Raw genomic sequence first — 16,822 nt, 5'->3', positions numbered from 1 at the left:
GCAAGCGCGAGGGTCGAACCAAATCGGCGGGGAACCGCTGATCCCCACCATTAAGTATCTGATTTGTCACACCCCAGTAGCGCATTCTGTGACGATCCACCGCCGCTTTCATCTTTCAACGCGACCCCGGTCACCTGGCGTGCCAGTCCCTCGCGCACAAGCCACGAGATCCTGAATGCGGCTTCCGGATAGCTCAGCCCGGCACGGTGGATGTTGGAGATGCAGTTGCGGTCGGCATCGGTGAGGCCGATCCGCGGCGCGAAGGTGAGATAGGCACCAAGGCTGTCGGGCGCGGAAAGGCCGGGCCGCTCGCCGATCAGCATCACCAACATGCGCGCACCGACGATGGCGCCGATCTCGTCACCGAGCGCGACGCGCGCGCCTGACGCGACGACCACCGCACCGGTGTCGATCCCGTCGGCCGCAAGCCGCGGCAAGAGATGCCGGATCAATTCGACAGCGTGCACATTGACCGCGGCCGGCGACAGGCCGTCGCCGATCACAATGGCGCAGGAGCATGCGGTGATGCCGCACCCTTCCAGCGACCGTCGCGATGCTGAGTCCAGCATGCGTCCGAGATCGGGCCGGCGCAGATAGTCGCGCCGGCCTGGCGCCTGGCTCGACACCTCGCGCGGCGTGATGCCGAGGCCGGCAAGACCGGCCGTAATGCCGCTGACATCGAAGGCTGCGTGAACGGCGTCGCGAGCGCGGGCGTGATCGAGCGTGAACGAGAGCAGCGCATCGGTCGGCAGGCTGGCCCCGAACCGGCCGAGACCGACGCGCGCCGGCGTGAGATCCCGCAAATCGGAAAGCGACGGGGGCGATGGCGCCGGCGGTGTGGTCATGCTGTCATTCGGCGGGTACGGAAGCCTCGCGCAGCCGGATCGAGTAGTTCGAGGCGTTCTGCCGGCCGCTGGAGGCTGCACGCGCAAACGTGATCAGATGATGCGCAACCAGCGTCGCCGAGATCAACCCTTCAATGTCGCCGCGCTTGAGCCGGCCGAGCGCAAACTTCCAGAACACGCGCTTGTAGTCGCCGAGCACGCCGACCTTCCAGAAGATGTTGCGCAGCATTATCAGGCCGCGCCGGATGTTGGCCCAGCTCTTCATCTCAGGGCTGACCGGCACCTTGATGCGGTTGGCATAGGTGTAGTTGCATTGATGCAAATAGCGCTCGAACAGCTTCTCGGGCTGGTAGGCGATCTCCATGCATTTGCGCCAGGAGCTGACCACGTCCTCGTAGGGCAGCAGGAACTCGACATTGGAGTCACGGCCCTCGTCATCGACCAGCCTTCCTGCCTTTTCGAGCCGATCCCACAGCGGCGTCTTCGGCAGCGCCTGCAGCAGGTTGATGGTCAGAAGCGGAATCCGGGACTCCTCGACGAAGGAGAGCAGCGCGTCAGCGGTCTGGGGCTTGTCGGTATCGAGCCCCATGATGATGCCGGAGACGACCTCCATGCCGAAGGAGTTGATGGTGCGCACGCCCTCCAGGATCGGAACCATCATGTTCTGATCCTTGTGCATGGCCTTCAATGCGTCGGGATCGGGCGTCTCGATGCCGACGAAGATCGTCACGAAGAAGGCCTCGCGCATCTTCTCCAGGATCTCGGGCCGCTTGGCGATGTTGAGCGTCGCCTCGCAGGCAAGGCGCGTGACATAGCCGGTCCGCTTCTGCCACTCGATCAGATGCGGCAGCAGATCGCTCGCCGCCTTGCGGTTGCCGATGAAGTTGTCGTCGACGAAATAGACGGTGTCGGTCGCGCCGCAGGCGCGCAGCTTGTCGAGTTCGGCGATGATCTGCTGCGGCGACTTCAGCCGCGGATTGCGGCCATAGAGCCCGGGGATGTCGCAGAACTCGCACTGATAGGGGCAGCCCGAGGAGAACTGGATGCTGCCGAGGAAGTACTTCTTGGTTTCGGCGAGCTCATAGGCCGGCAGCGGGAATTCCGTCATCGGCAGGCGGTCGATGGTCTTCAGCACCACCTGCTCGTCGGGACGACTGGTGTCCTGCTCCAGACGCCTGATCAGCTCATTGGTCGCATCGCCGAGCTCGCCGACATGAAGGTAGTCGAATGCGGGATAGTAGTCCGGACAGGCACTGACCGACGGACCGCCGATCGCGACCACCAGGTCATGGTCATGCGCACGGTGGCAGATATCGTTCATCTGCTGGCGCTGGATGTGCATACCGCTGACGAACACGGCTTCCGCCCACTCGAAATCCTCCGCTGTGGCCGGACGCAGATTCTCGTCGACGAAGCGGACCGGCCAGTTCTCGGGGAGGTATGCGGCGATCAGCAGCAGGCCCTGCGGCGGCATGAACGCCTTGACGCCGTCGGTCAGAGGATAGGAGTGCTCGAAGGTCCCAAAGGACGACGTATAGCGCGGAAAGACGCAGAGGATACGCCGTGCTGTCTTTATGCCCTCAGCTCTCATCAATCGACCCCGAAGCACCCGCAAATCTAACCATAGCGTGGAACGCTGGGCCAGAAATTCTTCAACATTGTGGCGCTTACCAACGTCACAACGGTGAGATAGTTGCTCTGCAGAATTTCGCTATCCCGTCAGGTCAACAGCCTGGCGGCGAGCTCGGGCAGCTGCCCCGCATCGGCAACGAGGCGGAAATCCTGCCCGGCAAGGCCGACGCGCGCCAGCCAGTCGTCGAATTCGGGCGCCCGCTTCAGGCCGAACAGGTCGCGGATGTAGAGCGCATCGTGAAACGATGTCGACTGATAGTTCAGCATCACGTCATCGGCGCCCGGCACGCCCATGATGAAGTTCACGCCGGCGGCCGCAAGCAGCGTCAGGAGATTGTCCATGTCGTCCTGATCGGCTTCGGCGTGGTTGGTGTAGCAGACGTCGATCCCGAGCGGCAGGCCGAGCAGCTTGCCGCAGAAGTGATCCTCGAGCCCGGCGCGGATGATTTCCTTGCCGTCATAGAGGTATTCCGGACCGATGAAGCCGACCACGCTGTTGACGAGCAGCGGATCGAACGCCCGCGCCACCGCATAGGCCCGAGCCTCGCAGGTCTGCTGGTCGACCTGGTGATGGGCGTTGGCCGAAAGTGCCGAGCCCTGCCCGGTCTCGAAATACATGACGTTGTCGCCGACCGTGCCGCGGTGGAGCGACAGCCCGGCTTCCCGTGCCTCCCGGAGCAACGAGAGGTCGACGCCGAAACTGCGGTTGGCCGCCTCGGTGCCAGCGATCGACTGGAACACGAGGTCGATCGGCAGCCCCTGCCCGATCAGGCCGAGCGTGGTCGTGACATGGGTCAGCACGCAGCCCTGCGTCGGAATCCCGAGCCGGGTGATGACGTCGTCCAGCAGCCGCAGCAGGGTGCCGATGACGTTCGGATCGTCGCTTGCCGGATTGATGCCGATGCAAGCGTCGCCCGATCCGAGCAGCAGTCCGTCGAGGATCGAGGCGGTGATGCCCTTGGCATCGTCGAACGGATGGTTCGGCTGCAGTCGCGTGCTCATTCGCCCGCGCAAGCCGATGGTGTTGCGGAAGCGGGTCGTCACCTCGCATTTCTTCGCAACCAGGATCAGATCCTGGTTGCGCATCAGCTTCGACACTGCCGCCGCCATCTCCGGCGTGATGCCGCGCGAGATCCGGTTGATCACCTCACTGGTGGCGACATCCGACAGCAGCCAGTCGCGGAAGCCGCCGACGGTGAGCGACGACACCGGCAGGAAGCCGGCAACGTCGTGGCTGTCGAGGATCAGGCGGGTGACTTCATCGTCCTCATAGGGGATGACAGGCTCATCGAGGAATTGCTTGAGCGGAACGTTGGCAAGCGCCAGCCGCGCGGCGATCATCTCCGCGGCACTGTCGGCCGCGATGCCGGCCAAACGGTCGCCGGACCGCAGCGGCGAGGCCTTGGCAAGCAGGATGCGCAGATCGTCGAATGCATAACTGGTGGCGTCGATGGTGTGACGATAGAGCATGGGGATTCGCGTCGAGGCTGGGGACGGCGTAACCTAGCACCTCTTTGCGAAAGCCGTGCCATCAGCTTCGCCCGGTGCGCCGGGGGATGTTGATGAATGATGATGATGGCGGTCCGTCATTCAACACGGCGGCGAGCCGCCGCCACCCGCTCGCTGCGGTGTACCTCATAAGACATTGGTATAATTTAGATATTTTAACGGTTGCAGGGGCACAGAACGCACGCGTTAAGAAATTATCCATGAAGATTTTGCATAAGCTTTAATTGGCCGAAGGTACTCCCCGGCCTCTTGGAGTGCCCGCAATGCCGTCCCCCGTCACATCCCCCATCTCCACATCCCGGCCTCCAATGGCATCCCGATTCTCGCTTGCTGCCAGGCTGTACTCGACGTTTGCGCTGATTGCGGCGCTGACCGCAGCTATCACCGTCCTGTCCGACTACAACGCGCGGCGCAATGCCGAGCTGACCGCGGCCGTCGACCTCGCAAGCCGCGCCGCGCTCAATGTCGAGCGGGTCAACTCGCTGGTTTACGCAGTGGTGATGGAATCCCGCGGCGTCTACATGTCGACCGAACCTGCGGCGGTGAAGAAGTACGGCGACGGGCTGCTGGCGTTCAACGACCGCATCCTCGGCGTGGTGAGGAACTGGGAGACCCTGGTGCAGGCCGACGACGCCGCGCAATTCGCGGTGTTCAAGAAGCGCATCGAGCAATTCATCGAGTTCCGCAAAGAGCTGGTCCGCCGCGGCATCGAAATCGGCGCCGCTGCCGGGCGCGAGTGGGGCGACAACGACGCCAACCGCGACGTGCGCACCGCACTGAACAAGGATCTCGAGGCGCTGTCCAAGGTCTACGCCGAGCGCAGCAAGAAGCTGGCGCAGCAGACCGACACCAACCGCGAGCTGGCGCTGCTGCTGACCGGGCTCGGCGCGGCGGCCCTGATCGTGGTGGTGCTCGGCGTGCTGATCATCGCCCGCTCGGTGGCGCGGCCACTGTCGCAGATCACAACGACCATCAAGCACGTCGCCGAGGGCGCCGATCATGTCGACGTGCCGCACGTCGGGCGCAGCGATGAAATCGGCGCACTGGCACGCGCCATCAAGGTCTTCCAGGAGGCGATGGACCGCAATCGCAGCCTGAACGCGCAAGTCGTGCAGGACTCCGAGGCTCGCGACGCCCGCGGCCGGCATATCGAAAGCTTCGTCGAGACGTTCCGCGGCACCATCGGTGAGGTGCTCCGCGCGGTACACGACAACGCTGCGACGATGCGTCAAACCGCGCAGAGCATCGCCACCGTCGCGGCGGACGCCAGCGGCCGGACGGTTGCGGCGGCAGGCGCGACCGAACAGGCCTCGAGCAACGTGTCTGCGGTGGCGAGCGCAGCCGAAGAGCTCTCCGCCTCGGTCGAGGAAATCGGCCGCCAGGTCAAGCAGTCGTCGGGGGCGGTCGATCAGGCAGGTGCGCGCACCGACCGGTCGATCACCGAGATCGAGAGCCTTGCCGCCACCACGCAGCGCATCGACGGTGTGCTGAACCTGATCCAGGCGATCGCCGAGCAGACCAACCTGCTCGCGCTCAACGCCACCATCGAAGCCGCCCGCGCCGGCGACGCCGGCCGCGGCTTCGCGGTCGTCGCGCACGAGGTCAAGGCGCTGGCCGGACAGACCGCCAAGGCAACCGCCGAGATCAGCGAAAATGTCGGCCTGATCCAGGCCTCGACCCGCAACTCGGTGGCCGCGGTGCGCGAGATCGGCCAGGCGGTGCGCGAGATCAGCAACGTCACCGCCAACATCGCAAGCGCGATTGGCCAGCAGGATGCCGCCACGCGCGAAATCTCCGCCAACGCGCAGATGGCCGCCCAGGGCAACGAAACCCTGGTGACGAATGTCGGCTCGCTCCGCGACGACATGGACCAGACCAGCAAGGCGGCGGAATCGGTGCTCGCGGCATCGAACGATCTAACCGCAACCGCGGAGACGCTGTCGCGCGAGGTCGAGCAGTTCTTCCGCAACCTGCGCAGCGACGCCGCCGAGGATCTGCGACGGACCGGAACCTGAACGGATCAGGCGATCGATCCGGGCTCCGCGCGACGGGTTCCGACCAACCTGGGATGGTTAAGACTATCGCAACGCACGGGCGCAAATTGCCGGTGCTTGAGGTCGCCTTTCTCAATTTGATGCCCCTATAGAAACTCAAAGTGCGCGGGGGCGCGGGGAAGTGGAAGCGAGCAATGAACGGACTGTTGCCAAAGCCGAAAGCGGTGCCGACCAAACGGCTCCTCGCGCTCGGGATCGGTCTCGTCTTGTGCTTTTCGGCGATCTGCGCGTCCATTCTCTGGGAGATGGCCGGCAAGGACTATCAGCATGCGAAGGAAGGCGCGACCAACCTCGTCGCCTCCATCGCCAGCGAGATCGATCGCAACATCGAGCTCTATGACCTGTCGCTGCAGGCCGTCGCCGACGGCGTCAAGCTGCCGGAGCTCGGCAAGATCAGCCCGGAGCTTCGCCAGGTCGTGCTGTTCGACCGCGCCGCCACCGCCAAGGATCTCGGCTCGATCCTCGTGCTGAATACGGCGGGAGACGTCACGCTCGATTCCCGGACATTGACGCCGCGGACCGCAAACTTCGCCGATCGGGACTTCTTCCGGGTGCATCAGGCGCGAGCCGACAGCGGGCTGTTCATCAGCGCTCCCTGGGTGACTTCAGACGGCGAATATCTGATCAGCCTGAGCCGCCGCATCAGCAATGACGACGGGTCCTTTGCCGGTGTCGTCGCGGGCAGCATGCGGCTCAGCTATTTCCACAATCTGTTTCGCAAGCTGAGCTTCGGCCTCGGCGATAGCATGGCGTTGTTCAACACCGATGGCGTCATGCTGATGCGAGCACCGTTCGACATCGCCAAGATCGGGCAAAGCATCAGGGACTCACAGGTCTTCAAGCAGTTCCCGGCACGGCAATCCGGCTCCTACATGACGAAATCGCTCGTCGATCATGTCAACCGGCTCTATGTCTTTCAGGCGGTCGGACACCATCCCCTGCTGATCGCCGAGGGCCTCGCGCTCGACGGCATTTATGCCGACTGGTGGCAGCAGCTCTGGCTGATCGGAAGCGTGGTGGCGGCGCTCTGCGGCTTCTCGATCGTCCTGATGTTCTACCTGCTGGCCGCTCTCAAACGGCGGGCCGCCGCTGAAGGCCGGCTCGCGCACCTCGCGAACACCGATGCGCTGACGGGCCTCGCCAACCGCCGCCGCCTCGACGATACGCTTGACGTCGAATGGCGTCGTGGCATGCGCGCAAAGTCGCCGGTATCGCTTCTGATGATCGACGTCGATCATTTCAAGACCTTCAACGACACGTACGGCCATCAGGCCGGCGACGCAGTGCTCGCCACTGTGGGACGGTGCATCGCCACCAGCACCAAGCGCGCAACCGATCTCGGCGCGCGCTACGGCGGCGAGGAGTTTTCGGTGTTGCTGCCCGGCATTGGCAAAGCGGGTGCATTGGAGGTTGCCGAGCAGATTCGCGCGAAGCTGACCGCTGCGCGCGAATCCGAGCATGAGTTGCCGACCGTCAGCATCGGACTGTCTTGCCTCGTCCCGGATCACGAGCGCACATCGCGCGATCTGCTCAAGGCAGCGGACCTCGCGCTCTATCAAGCCAAGCATGAAGGCCGCGACCGCGTCATCACCAGCCCGATCGGGTGGGACAAATCGGGCAAGCGGCAGGTCGCCTGATCGAGATCGCGGCGGCGCGGCCGAACGCGCGCCTGCCCCCTCGGCTCACTCCACCGGCAACACGTCGACGGCGACGCTGAGCTTCTGCTTGCGCGCGCCGACGATGACGCCGTCGACCGGCGAGACGTCGGCGAAGTCGCGGCCGATCGCGAGAATGATGTGGTCGTTGGCGACCATGAGATCGTTGGTCGGATCGAACCCGACCCAGCCGAGCTCGCTGCCGCACCAGACCGACACCCAGGCGTGGGTTGCGTCCGCGCCTTGCAGCCGCGGCTGGCCCGGCGGCGGAATGGTGCGCAGATAACCGCTGACATAGGCCGCCGGCAGACCGAGGCCGCGAAGCCCCGCAATCATCACATGGGCAAAATCCTGGCAGACGCCGTGGCGCTTCTCGAATACGTCGCGAAGCGGGGTCGAGATCACGGTCGCCTTCGGATCGTATTTGAAGTCGCCGCGGATGCGGCGCATCAGGTCGGCCGCACCGGAAAGGATGCCGCCGCCGGGCGAAAAGCTCGCCGAAGCGTAGGCCGTCACCGGCCGCAGCACCGGCACCAGCGCGCTGGCGAAGACGTAGCCGACCGGCGAGCCCGCATCGAGGCTCAATGCCTCGAACGCGTTGTCGCGCACGCACTCCCAGGGCGGGCTCGCCGCGTCACGGAGCGGCGGCTGTCGCGCCACCGAGACCCGCGAGCGGGAATCAATGCGAAGACTGCGATGCGCGGTCTCGATCAGGACGCTTTCGGTCAGCGTGCCGAAAAAGTCGCGCCGCGCGGTGCGCTCCGCGGGCTTCGGACGAATCTCGACCGAATGGGAAACCAGCTCCTGCCCGTCGCCGGTGATCGGCTCCAGCCGCAGCGCGCAGCGCGCGAAGCTGACCTGGGTCTCGTAGCTGTAGGTCGTGACGTGACGGATGTCGTAGATCACGCCAGCCCCGTGAGCTTCTCCGGCCGGCTGGCGTTCGGCCCGTGCGGAAAATAATGCAGCCCGACCGAGTCGGCGAGGTTGAGCAGGTCCTGCTCCAGCGCAAACAGCGTCTTGACGTCGAGGCTGCTGGCTTCAGCCGTCGTCAACATCGCCTCGACCGCAACCGCGAGCCGCTGCGGCCGCTCGATCAGGCCGTGCTCCTTCAGGCTCGGCAGCGCGGCGATATGCCCGTTCAGCGCCGCGACCTGGAATGCGACCGAGCGCGGATTGTAGGGATCGAGCACGGCGAGATCGCGCACCGGTGTGAGCAGCGGCTGCACCAGATAGCGTGAGCGGTAGGTGATCTGGCAGTCGACCAGCGTCAGCAGGACGTCGAGGTCTTCGTCACCGGCTTCGTCATAGGCGAACTGTCGGGCAAAGCGCGTGGTGTTGATGGCGCGCTCGGCGCGGCGGCCCATCTCGAGGAAGCGCCAACCCGCCGCGCGGTTCATGTTCTCCTGCGCGAGGCCGGCGAAGCTTGCGAGCTCCTGCAAGGTCAGCTCGGCGGCACTGACGACGCCGTCATCGTCGTGAACCTCGATCGCGAGCCGATCGGCCATCTCGGTGATGACCTGCCAGGCGTCCGGCGACAGCCGCTCGCGGAGCGAGGTGGCCGTGCGCTGCGCCGATCGCACCAGCGACAGCGCCGAGCCGAACTTCTCCTCGTTCTGCAGCGCTTCGAGCGCGACCTTGGCGGGATTGGCGCGCGCGGTTTGCGAGGCCGCGCCCCAGGTAACCAGCATGCGCTGGATGCGCTCGGCCGAATGCATCGCCGGCGTCGAGCCGGTCGAATTCGCCCGTGCCGGATCGCGCAGCGGCGTGCACAGCGCGCGGATCAAGCGAATGGTGGCTTCGGCGCGCTCGAGATAGCGCCCGAGCCAGAACAGATTGTCGGCGGCGCGGCTCGGCAGCACACCGGCGATGCGGCGGATTCGGACGGTGTCGACCGCCGGCAGCAGGGTCGAGGTCACAACCGCCTTGTCGGAGACCACCCAGACGTCGGCGGACACCGCGCCATCGCCCATCGACACCGCGCGCGCATCCGCCCGATCCGCGATCCGGCAGAAGCCGCCGGGCAGCACGGTCCAGCCGTTCGGCGTCGCCGCCGCGAACACCCGCAGCACGAATGGACGCGGCGCGATGCGGCCGTCCTCCCACACCGGCGTCGTGGAGAGGCGTACCAGTTCCTGTCCGACATAATCGATGCCGCGATGGCTGATCGCATCCTTCAGGCGGTCGCGGTCCGCCGCCGACAGTTCGCCCGGCAGCACCGGCCCGTGGCCTGGAAAATCCGCGACGCCGCGGCCATAGGCGCCTTCGATGGCGAATTCGTCGAGCCGCGACAGCACCTGCTCGCGGGCGGACTTCTGGCCGCACCACCAGGTCGCGATGTGCGGCATCATCAGGTCTTCACTGAGCAGACGCCGACACAGATTGGGCAGGAAGCCAAGCAGCGCCCTCGCCTCCATCACGCCCGAGCCCGGCATGTTGGCGACCACGACGCCGCTCTTGCGCAGCACCTCGACGAGCCCGGGCACGCCGAGATAGGAAGAGGCGTCGAGCTCGAGCGGATCGAGCATGTTGGAATCGACCCGGCGCAGCAGCACGTCGAGCCGCTTCAATCCGGCAACGGTGCGGATGTGGATGCGGTCGCCGGAGACCGCGAGATCGTCGCCCTCGACCAGCAGGAAGCCAAGATAGCGCGCCAGCGTGGCGTGCTCGAAATAGGTCTCGCTGAACGCGCCGGGCGTCAGCAGACCGATCCGCGGCTCGTCGCGGTCGGCGCTGGCACGCAGTGAATCGCGGAACGCTTCGAAGAACGGCGCGACGCGCTCGACATTCATCGACTTGTAGAGATTGGAAAAGGCACGCGACAGCACCAGGCGGTTTTCCAGCGCATAGCCCGCGCCGGACGGCGCCTGCGTGCGATCGCCGAGCACCCACCAGCGGCCGTCAGGCCCGCGGCCGATGTCGGCGGCGTAAAGATGCAGATAGCGGCCGCCGGGCGGCTTGATGCCGCTGACCGCGCGCAGATATTCGCTGCTGCCAGCGATCGCCGCGGCGGGAATCGCCCCCTCTGTGACGAGACGGCCGTCGCCGTAGAGATCGGCCAGCACCATTTCCAAAAGCTGCGCGCGCTGCGCGACACCGGCGGCGAGCTGGCGCCAGTCGGCCGCATCGATGATCAGCGGCAGATGGCTGAGCGGCCAGATCCGGTCGGACGTGTCGCCGGGCGCGCGGTAGGTGACGCCGGCCTCGCGCAGATGGCGATCGGCGGAGGCAAAGCGGCGTTCGATATCGGCCGGCGACAGCCCGGCAAAGGCGTCAAAGAAACGCGCCCAGACCGGCCGCGGCGCGCCGTTCTCGGCAATATATTCATCGGGAATGCCGGGCAGCCGGACATAGTCGCGGGTCCACTGCGCCATCCGGCGCTGACCGGGACGGGCCCTGCTCTCCTGACTGCTTCCTTGACTGGTTCCTTGGCCACCCGATGCGGTCATTGCACTTCCCCTGCATCCAATTACTGCAGGAGCGGCGTCCGCAAGTCGAGGGTCAAGGGAAACTCAATTGTGCGTTCCTCCGGCGGTGGTTCGATCCTGCCGGGGGTATGACCGTGCTCCTGGAAGCGCGCCAGCCGCCGCGCCTCGGCCTCGTAGGAATTGACCGGCTTGGTCTCGTAGTTGCGGCCACCGGGATGGGCGACATGATAGACGCAGCCGCCGAGCGAGCGGCCGTTCCAGGTATCGATCAGGTCAAACGTCAGCGGCGCATGCACGGGGATGGTCGGATGCAGGCCGGAGGCCGGCTGCCAGGCCTTGAAGCGCACGCCGGCGACTGCCTCGCCGGCGCGGCCGGTCTCGGTCATCGGCATCCGCCTGCTGTTGCAGGTGATGACGTGGCGGCCCTCGACGAATCCCGTCGCCTTCACCTGGAGCCGCTCGACCGAGGAATCGACGTAGCGCACGGTGCCGCCGGCCGTGCCCTCCTCGCCCAGCACGTGCCAGGGCTCGAGCGCCTGCCGCAGCTCGAGGCCGACGCCACCGTGATGGATGCGGCCGAAGGCGGGGAAGCGGAATTCGAGCTGGGCCTGATACCACTCCGGCTCGACGTCGTAGCCGGATTGCTTGAGCTCGGCGAGCACGCCCAGGAAATCCTCCCAGAGGAAATGCGGCAGCATGAAGCGGTCATGCAGCGCGGTGCCCCAGCGCACGAACTTGCCCTGCTGCGGCTCGCGCCACAGCTTGGCGATCAGCGCCCGGATCAGAAGCTGCTGCGCCAGCGACATCCGCGGGTCGGGCGGCATTTCGAGCGCGCGGAATTCGACCAGGCCGAGCCGGCCGGTCGGGCCATCGGGCGAATAGAGCTTGTCGATGCAGATCTCGGCGCGATGGGTGTTGCCGGTGATGTCGACCAGGATGTGCCGGAACAGGCGATCGACCAGCCACAGCGGCGCCTCCATGCCCGGCGGCGGAACGTGCGACAGCGCGATCTCGAGCTCATAGAGCCCGTCATGCCGCGCCTCGTCGATGCGCGGCGCCTGGCTGGTCGGGCCGATGAACATGCCGGAGAACAGGTAGGACAGCGACGGATGCCGCTGCCAGTACAGCACGAGGCTCTTCAGCAGATCGGGCCGGCGCAGGAACGGCGAATCCTCCGGCTTGCTGCCGCCGACCACGATGTGGTTGCCGCCGCCGGTGCCGGTGTGGCGACCATCGATCAGGAAACGGTTGGCCCCGAGCCGCGTCTTCGCGGAGTCCTCATAGAGACCGAGGGTGATGTCGACGGCTTCGCGCCAGCTTTGCGCCGGCTGCACGTTGATCTCGATCACGCCGGGATCCGGCGTCACCTTGATCACCTCGATCCGCGGATCGAACGGCGGCGCGTAGCCCTCGACGTGGACTTGCAGCTGCAGCTGTTCGGCGGCGGCCTCGATCGCGGCGATCAGTTCGAGATAGTCGTCGACCTTCTCCACCGGCGGCATGAAGGCGCACAGCACGCCATCGCGCACCTCGATCGACATCGCGGTGCGCACCGGCAGCGGCTCTTCAATGTCCTTGAGCGCCCGCGTCAGCTCCGGATCGATCTTCCCCAGCGCATCGCGCGGCGCCATCGGATCCTGCTCGATGACGTAGGGAAAATCCTCGGGCGGGACGTGTTCGAGCGAAGAGATCGGAAGCCGCAAGCCCAGCGGGGAATCGCCCGGAAAGAGGAACAGATGACTGCGCCGGATCTTCCAGTGCTCGCTGCGCCAGCGCGCCGGCACGCGATCGCCGAGCGGGCTCCAGCGCTGGATCGGCAGCACGTAACCCTTCGGCGTGGTCAGCCCCTCGTCGAACACCCGCGCCATCCGGGCGCGCTCTTCCGGATCGGTCAGTTTGGAATTCGCAGGGCTGACATTAGCCGGCAAACCGGCCTCGCGCTCGAGCCAGAACGCAGTGTCCTCAAAGGCCGGCATGACGTGGTCAGCCTTCAGGCCGAGCCGGGCGGCGATGCCGATTGCGAGGCGCTCCGCATCGGCGATCTCAGCCTTGCGCGGATTTTCGACTGAAGCGATCAGGTCGGCATTGTTCCAGATCGGCTTGCCGTCCTTGCGCCAGTAGAGGCCGAACGCCCAGCGCGGCAGGCTCTCGCCGGGATACCATTTGCCCTGGCCGTAATGCAGCAGGCCGCCGGGCGCGAACCGCGTGCGCAGCTTGCGGATCAACTCGTCGGCAAGCCCGCGCTTGGTCGGACCGACCGCGGCGACGTTCCACTCCGGCGATTCCAGATCGTCGACCGAGACGAAGGTCGGCTCGCCGCCCATGGTCAGCCGCACGTCGTCCTTACTTAGATCTGCATCAACCTGCTCGCCGAGCCGGTCGAGCCGCGCCCAGGATTCATCCGAAAACGGCTTGGTGATCCGCGGCGCCTCGCGAATCCGCTTGACGCTCATCTCGAAGCCGAACTCGACATTGGCAAAGCCCGCGGTGCCGGTCACCGGCGCAGCCGAGCGATAGTGTGGCGTGGCGCAGACCGGGATATGTCCCTCGCCCGTCAGCATGCCGGAGGTGACGTCGAAACCGATCCAGCCCGCACCCGGCAGATAAACCTCGGCCCAGGCGTGCAGGTCGGTGAAATCGCTCTCGACCTCGCGCGGCCCCTCGAGCGGATCGATGTCGGGCCGCAGCTGGATGAGATATCCGGAGACGAAGCGCGCGGCGAGCCCGAGATGGCGCAGCGCCTGGATCAAGAGCCACGCCGAGTCGCGGCAGGAGCCGGAGCCCGCGGCCAGCGTCTCCTCCGGCGTCTGGATGCCCGCCTCCATGCGGATCACGTAGCCGATCTTCTTCTGCAGCTGCGCGTTCAGCTCGACCAGGAAATTGACGGTCGAGTCGGCCTTGCGCGGAATGTCCTTCAGATAAGCCGCGAGCAACGGCCCAGGCACCTCGGTTTCAAGATAAGGCGCGAGCTCGGTCTTGAGGTCGCCGGGGTATTCGAATGGAAAGCTGCCGGCATAGGGCTCGACGAAGAAGTCGAACGGATTGACCACCGTCATCTGCGCGGTAAAGTCGACCTCGACCTTGAGCTCGGTCGCCTTCTCCGGAAACACGTAGCGCGCCAGCCAGTTGCCCTGCGGATCCTGCTGCCAGTTCACGAAGTGGTTTGATGGCGTGACCTTGAGCGAGTAGCTCAGGATCGGCGTGCGGGTATGCGGCGCGGGCCGGAGCCGAATGGTCTGGGGCCCGAGATCGATCGGCCGGTCGTATTTGTAGTGCGTGACGTGATGCAGTGCGACGAAGATCGACACGGACCGAGGACTCCAGCAGCTTTTTTGAGCAGAACACTGCTGCCGGTCGACATCAAGCACTAACAACGGGCAGCGACTGCCCAGGAATTATCCGCCGCGTTGTCCCGACCTCAGCGACTGGCGTGGCTGGTTAGCCTCACCCGCTAGCGGCCGATCGCGCCGGATACCTGCGACGCAAGCTGCTCGGCAAGCATATGATAGCCCTCGGGAGTCAAATGCTGGCCATCGGGCTGATGCGGGAGCCCGCCCAGCATCCCGTTAGGAAGCATGATCACCGCGATGCCCCGGGCGCTGAGGCGACTTTGAATATCCGCGGTCCGGTCAGGGCTGCCCTTGCGCCGGTCATTGCCGCCCGGCTGTAGAATCACCGCACGGGTCCCGTTCGGGACGGCACGGTCCAGGCGTTGCAGCATCCCTTCCGTGGTGTCGCCATTGATGCCGGCGTTCACGACACGGACGCTCAAACCCTTCGCCCGCAAGATCGCTTCGAGCTGCGCGGGATAGGCCTGGTTGCGCGCCACGCCCTTGCCGTAGGTATTGCTCGCGCCAAGCGCGACGATAGTTGCGGCGTTAGCCGAACCGACGTTAAGGCTCAAGGCGGCCAGGAATGCGAGGCATCCAATCAACCCGCGCACGCGCATGCATCCTCCGTCCAATCCGTAGCCCGGATGGAGCGCAGCGTAATCCGGGAGGCTTCATCCGGGCTACGCGAATGCTACATCGTCGCGCCCAAGACCCACGGCGCGAACTCGGCACCGCCGAAATCAAAGCTCTCGCTCTTGGTCGGCTGGCCCGAGGCGGTCTTGAGGATCAGGTCGAAGATGCGCTGGCCGCATTCCTGCACGCTCTCCTCGCCGTCGAGGATGGTGCCGCAATTGACGTCCATGTCGTCTTCCATCCGCTTGTACATCGGCGTGTTGGTGGCGAGCTTGATCGAGGGCGCGGGCTTGCAGCCGAACACGCTGCCGCGGCCGGTGGTGAAGCAGACGAGGTTGGCGCCGCCGGCGACCTGCCCGGTCGCGGCAACCGGGTCGTAGCCGGGCGTGTCCATGAACACAAAACCCTTCTTGGTGACGGGTTCGGCGTAATGCAGGACGTCGACGAGATTGGTGCTGCCAGCCTTGGCCATTGCGCCGAGCGACTTCTCAAGGATCGTGGTGAGACCGCCGGCCTTGTTGCCGGGGCTCGGATTGGCGTTCATCTCGGCGCCTTCGCGCTGGGTGTATTCCTCCCACCAGCGCATCAGGCCGACCAGCTTCTCGCCGACCTCGCGGCTGACGGCGCGACGGGTCAACAGATGCTCAGCGCCGTAGGTCTCCGGCGTCTCGGAGAGGATGACGGTGCCGCCGTGACGGACCAGCAGGTCGCTCGCGGCCCCGAGCGCCGGATTGGCCGACACGCCGGAATAGCCATCCGAGCCGCCGCATTGCAGCGCTACCGTCAACTCGCTTGCCGGCACCGCCTCGCGCTTGACCTTGTTGGCGTCGGTGAGCGCCTCCTTCACGAAGGCCACGCCGGCTTCCACGGTCTTGCGCGTGCCGCCGACCTCCTGGATGTCCATCGCACGCAGGCGGCCGGCGAGCTTCTGCTCGGCCATCAGGCCGCCGATCTGGTTCACCTCGCAGCCGAGGCCGAGCACAATGACATTGGAGAAATTGACGTGCCGCGCATAACCGCCGAGCGTGCGGCGAAGCAGCGCCAAGGGCTCGTCCTGGGTCATGCCGCAGCCGGTCTTGTGGGTCAGCGCGACAACGCCATCGACATTCGGGAAATCGGCCAGCGGATTGTCGCCGGTGAACGGATTCTTCTTGAACATGTCGGCGACGATTCCAGCGACATGGGCGCTGCAGTTCACCGAGGTGAGGATGCCGATATAGTTGCGCGTCGCGACGCGGCCGTCGGCGCGGCGGATGCCCTCGAAGGTCGCCGGCAGATCGAAGTTCGGCACCGGCTTGACGTCGACGCCATAGGCATAGTCCTTGGCAAAATCGCCCATGCCGCAGTTCTGCGTGTGCACGTGCTGGCCGGGCGCAATCGGCTGGGTCGCGAAGCCGATGATCTGGCCGTAGCGCCGGATCGGCTCACCTGTCGCGATCGCCTTGATCGCAACCTTGTGGCCGGCCGGAATGCGATCGACCGTAGTGACGCCTTCGGTCACCTCCAACCCCGGCGGCAGGCTCGCGCGCGCGATCAGGACGCTGTCGTCGGCGTGCAGACGGATCACTTGTGCCGAGGCCATGGGAGTTCTCCTTGGTGCTTTCTACACCTCTCCCCGCTCTCTGCGGGGAGAGGTCGGATCGCGTCAGCGATCCGGGTGAGGGGCGAGGCACACTGCCAACTTCAACAACGGTGCTCGCCGGATAGAAGCCCCTCACCCCAACCCTCTCCCCGTAA

11 protein-coding genes are annotated in these 16,822 nt (G+C 65.7%); 3 read left to right on the top strand and 8 right to left on the bottom strand.

Annotated features, from left to right (window positions below):
* Window positions 1-50: 50 nt before the first annotated feature.
* The 3 genes from eutC to JQ573_RS06905 all read right to left on the bottom strand — a co-directional run bounded on the left by eutC (window position 51) and on the right by JQ573_RS06905 (window position 3,947).
* The gene (gene eutC / locus JQ573_RS06915; protein WP_212311122.1) at window positions 51-845 is read right to left on the bottom strand and encodes an ethanolamine ammonia-lyase subunit EutC; all 795 of its coding nucleotides are present in this window, start codon (window positions 843-845) and stop codon (window positions 51-53) included.
* Between the two features lie 4 nt (window positions 846-849).
* Entirely contained in the window at window positions 850-2,436 is a 1,587-nt protein-coding gene (locus tag JQ573_RS06910) for a B12-binding domain-containing radical SAM protein (RefSeq protein ID WP_212311123.1), read from the bottom strand.
* Window positions 2,437-2,564: 128 nt separating this feature from the next.
* Window positions 2,565-3,947, bottom strand: coding sequence for an ethanolamine ammonia-lyase subunit EutB (locus JQ573_RS06905; RefSeq protein WP_212311124.1), 1,383 nt, complete (start codon window positions 3,945-3,947; stop codon window positions 2,565-2,567).
* A gap of 92 nt (window positions 3,948-4,039) precedes the next feature.
* On the opposite strand from JQ573_RS06905, the gene JQ573_RS06900 reads away from it, so the two are divergent.
* The 3 genes from JQ573_RS06900 to JQ573_RS06890 all read left to right on the top strand — a co-directional run bounded on the left by JQ573_RS06900 (window position 4,040) and on the right by JQ573_RS06890 (window position 7,677).
* Window positions 4,040-4,210 (top strand): hypothetical protein, encoded by a 171-nt coding sequence (locus tag JQ573_RS06900; RefSeq protein ID WP_212311125.1) that lies wholly within the window; start codon window positions 4,040-4,042, stop codon window positions 4,208-4,210.
* A gap of 84 nt (window positions 4,211-4,294) precedes the next feature.
* Window positions 4,295-6,001, top strand: a complete 1,707-nt coding sequence (locus tag JQ573_RS06895; protein WP_212311126.1) for a methyl-accepting chemotaxis protein — start codon at window positions 4,295-4,297, stop codon at window positions 5,999-6,001.
* Between the two features lie 173 nt (window positions 6,002-6,174).
* Window positions 6,175-7,677 carry a sensor domain-containing diguanylate cyclase gene (locus tag JQ573_RS06890; RefSeq protein ID WP_212311127.1) on the top strand — a complete coding sequence of 501 codons (1,503 nt, stop codon included), beginning with the start codon at window positions 6,175-6,177 and terminating at the stop codon, window positions 7,675-7,677.
* A gap of 45 nt (window positions 7,678-7,722) precedes the next feature.
* On the opposite strand, the gene JQ573_RS06885 is transcribed toward JQ573_RS06890, so the two are convergent.
* From JQ573_RS06885 to JQ573_RS06865, 5 genes are all read right to left on the bottom strand, one after another.
* Window positions 7,723-8,601 carry a transglutaminase family protein gene (locus JQ573_RS06885; protein ID WP_212311128.1) on the bottom strand — a complete coding sequence of 293 codons (879 nt, stop codon included), beginning with the start codon at window positions 8,599-8,601 and terminating at the stop codon, window positions 7,723-7,725.
* On the bottom strand, window positions 8,598-11,141 hold the full coding sequence (locus JQ573_RS06880) for a circularly permuted type 2 ATP-grasp protein (RefSeq protein WP_212311129.1): 2,544 nt from the start codon (window positions 11,139-11,141) through the stop codon (window positions 8,598-8,600). Before JQ573_RS06880 ends, JQ573_RS06885 begins: the two co-directional genes overlap by 4 nt.
* A 20-nt stretch (window positions 11,142-11,161) precedes the next feature.
* On the bottom strand, window positions 11,162-14,428 hold the full coding sequence (locus JQ573_RS06875) for a DUF2126 domain-containing protein (RefSeq protein ID WP_212311130.1): 3,267 nt from the start codon (window positions 14,426-14,428) through the stop codon (window positions 11,162-11,164).
* Window positions 14,429-14,571: 143 nt separating this feature from the next.
* Window positions 14,572-15,069 (bottom strand): GDSL-type esterase/lipase family protein, encoded by a 498-nt coding sequence (locus JQ573_RS06870; RefSeq protein WP_249131241.1) that lies wholly within the window; start codon window positions 15,067-15,069, stop codon window positions 14,572-14,574.
* Window positions 15,070-15,143: 74 nt separating this feature from the next.
* A complete protein-coding gene (locus JQ573_RS06865; RefSeq protein ID WP_212311131.1) occupies window positions 15,144-16,667 on the bottom strand; it encodes a UxaA family hydrolase in 1,524 nt (507 codons plus the stop codon).
* Between the last annotated feature and the right edge of the window lie 155 nt (window positions 16,668-16,822).

Source organism: Bradyrhizobium sp. AUGA SZCCT0105 (genome assembly GCF_018129565.1).
Classification (GTDB): Bacteria; Pseudomonadota; Alphaproteobacteria; order Rhizobiales; family Xanthobacteraceae; genus Bradyrhizobium.
The sequence above is the reverse complement of the archived record's forward strand: the minus strand, read 5'-3'. Positions and strand labels throughout refer to the sequence as shown.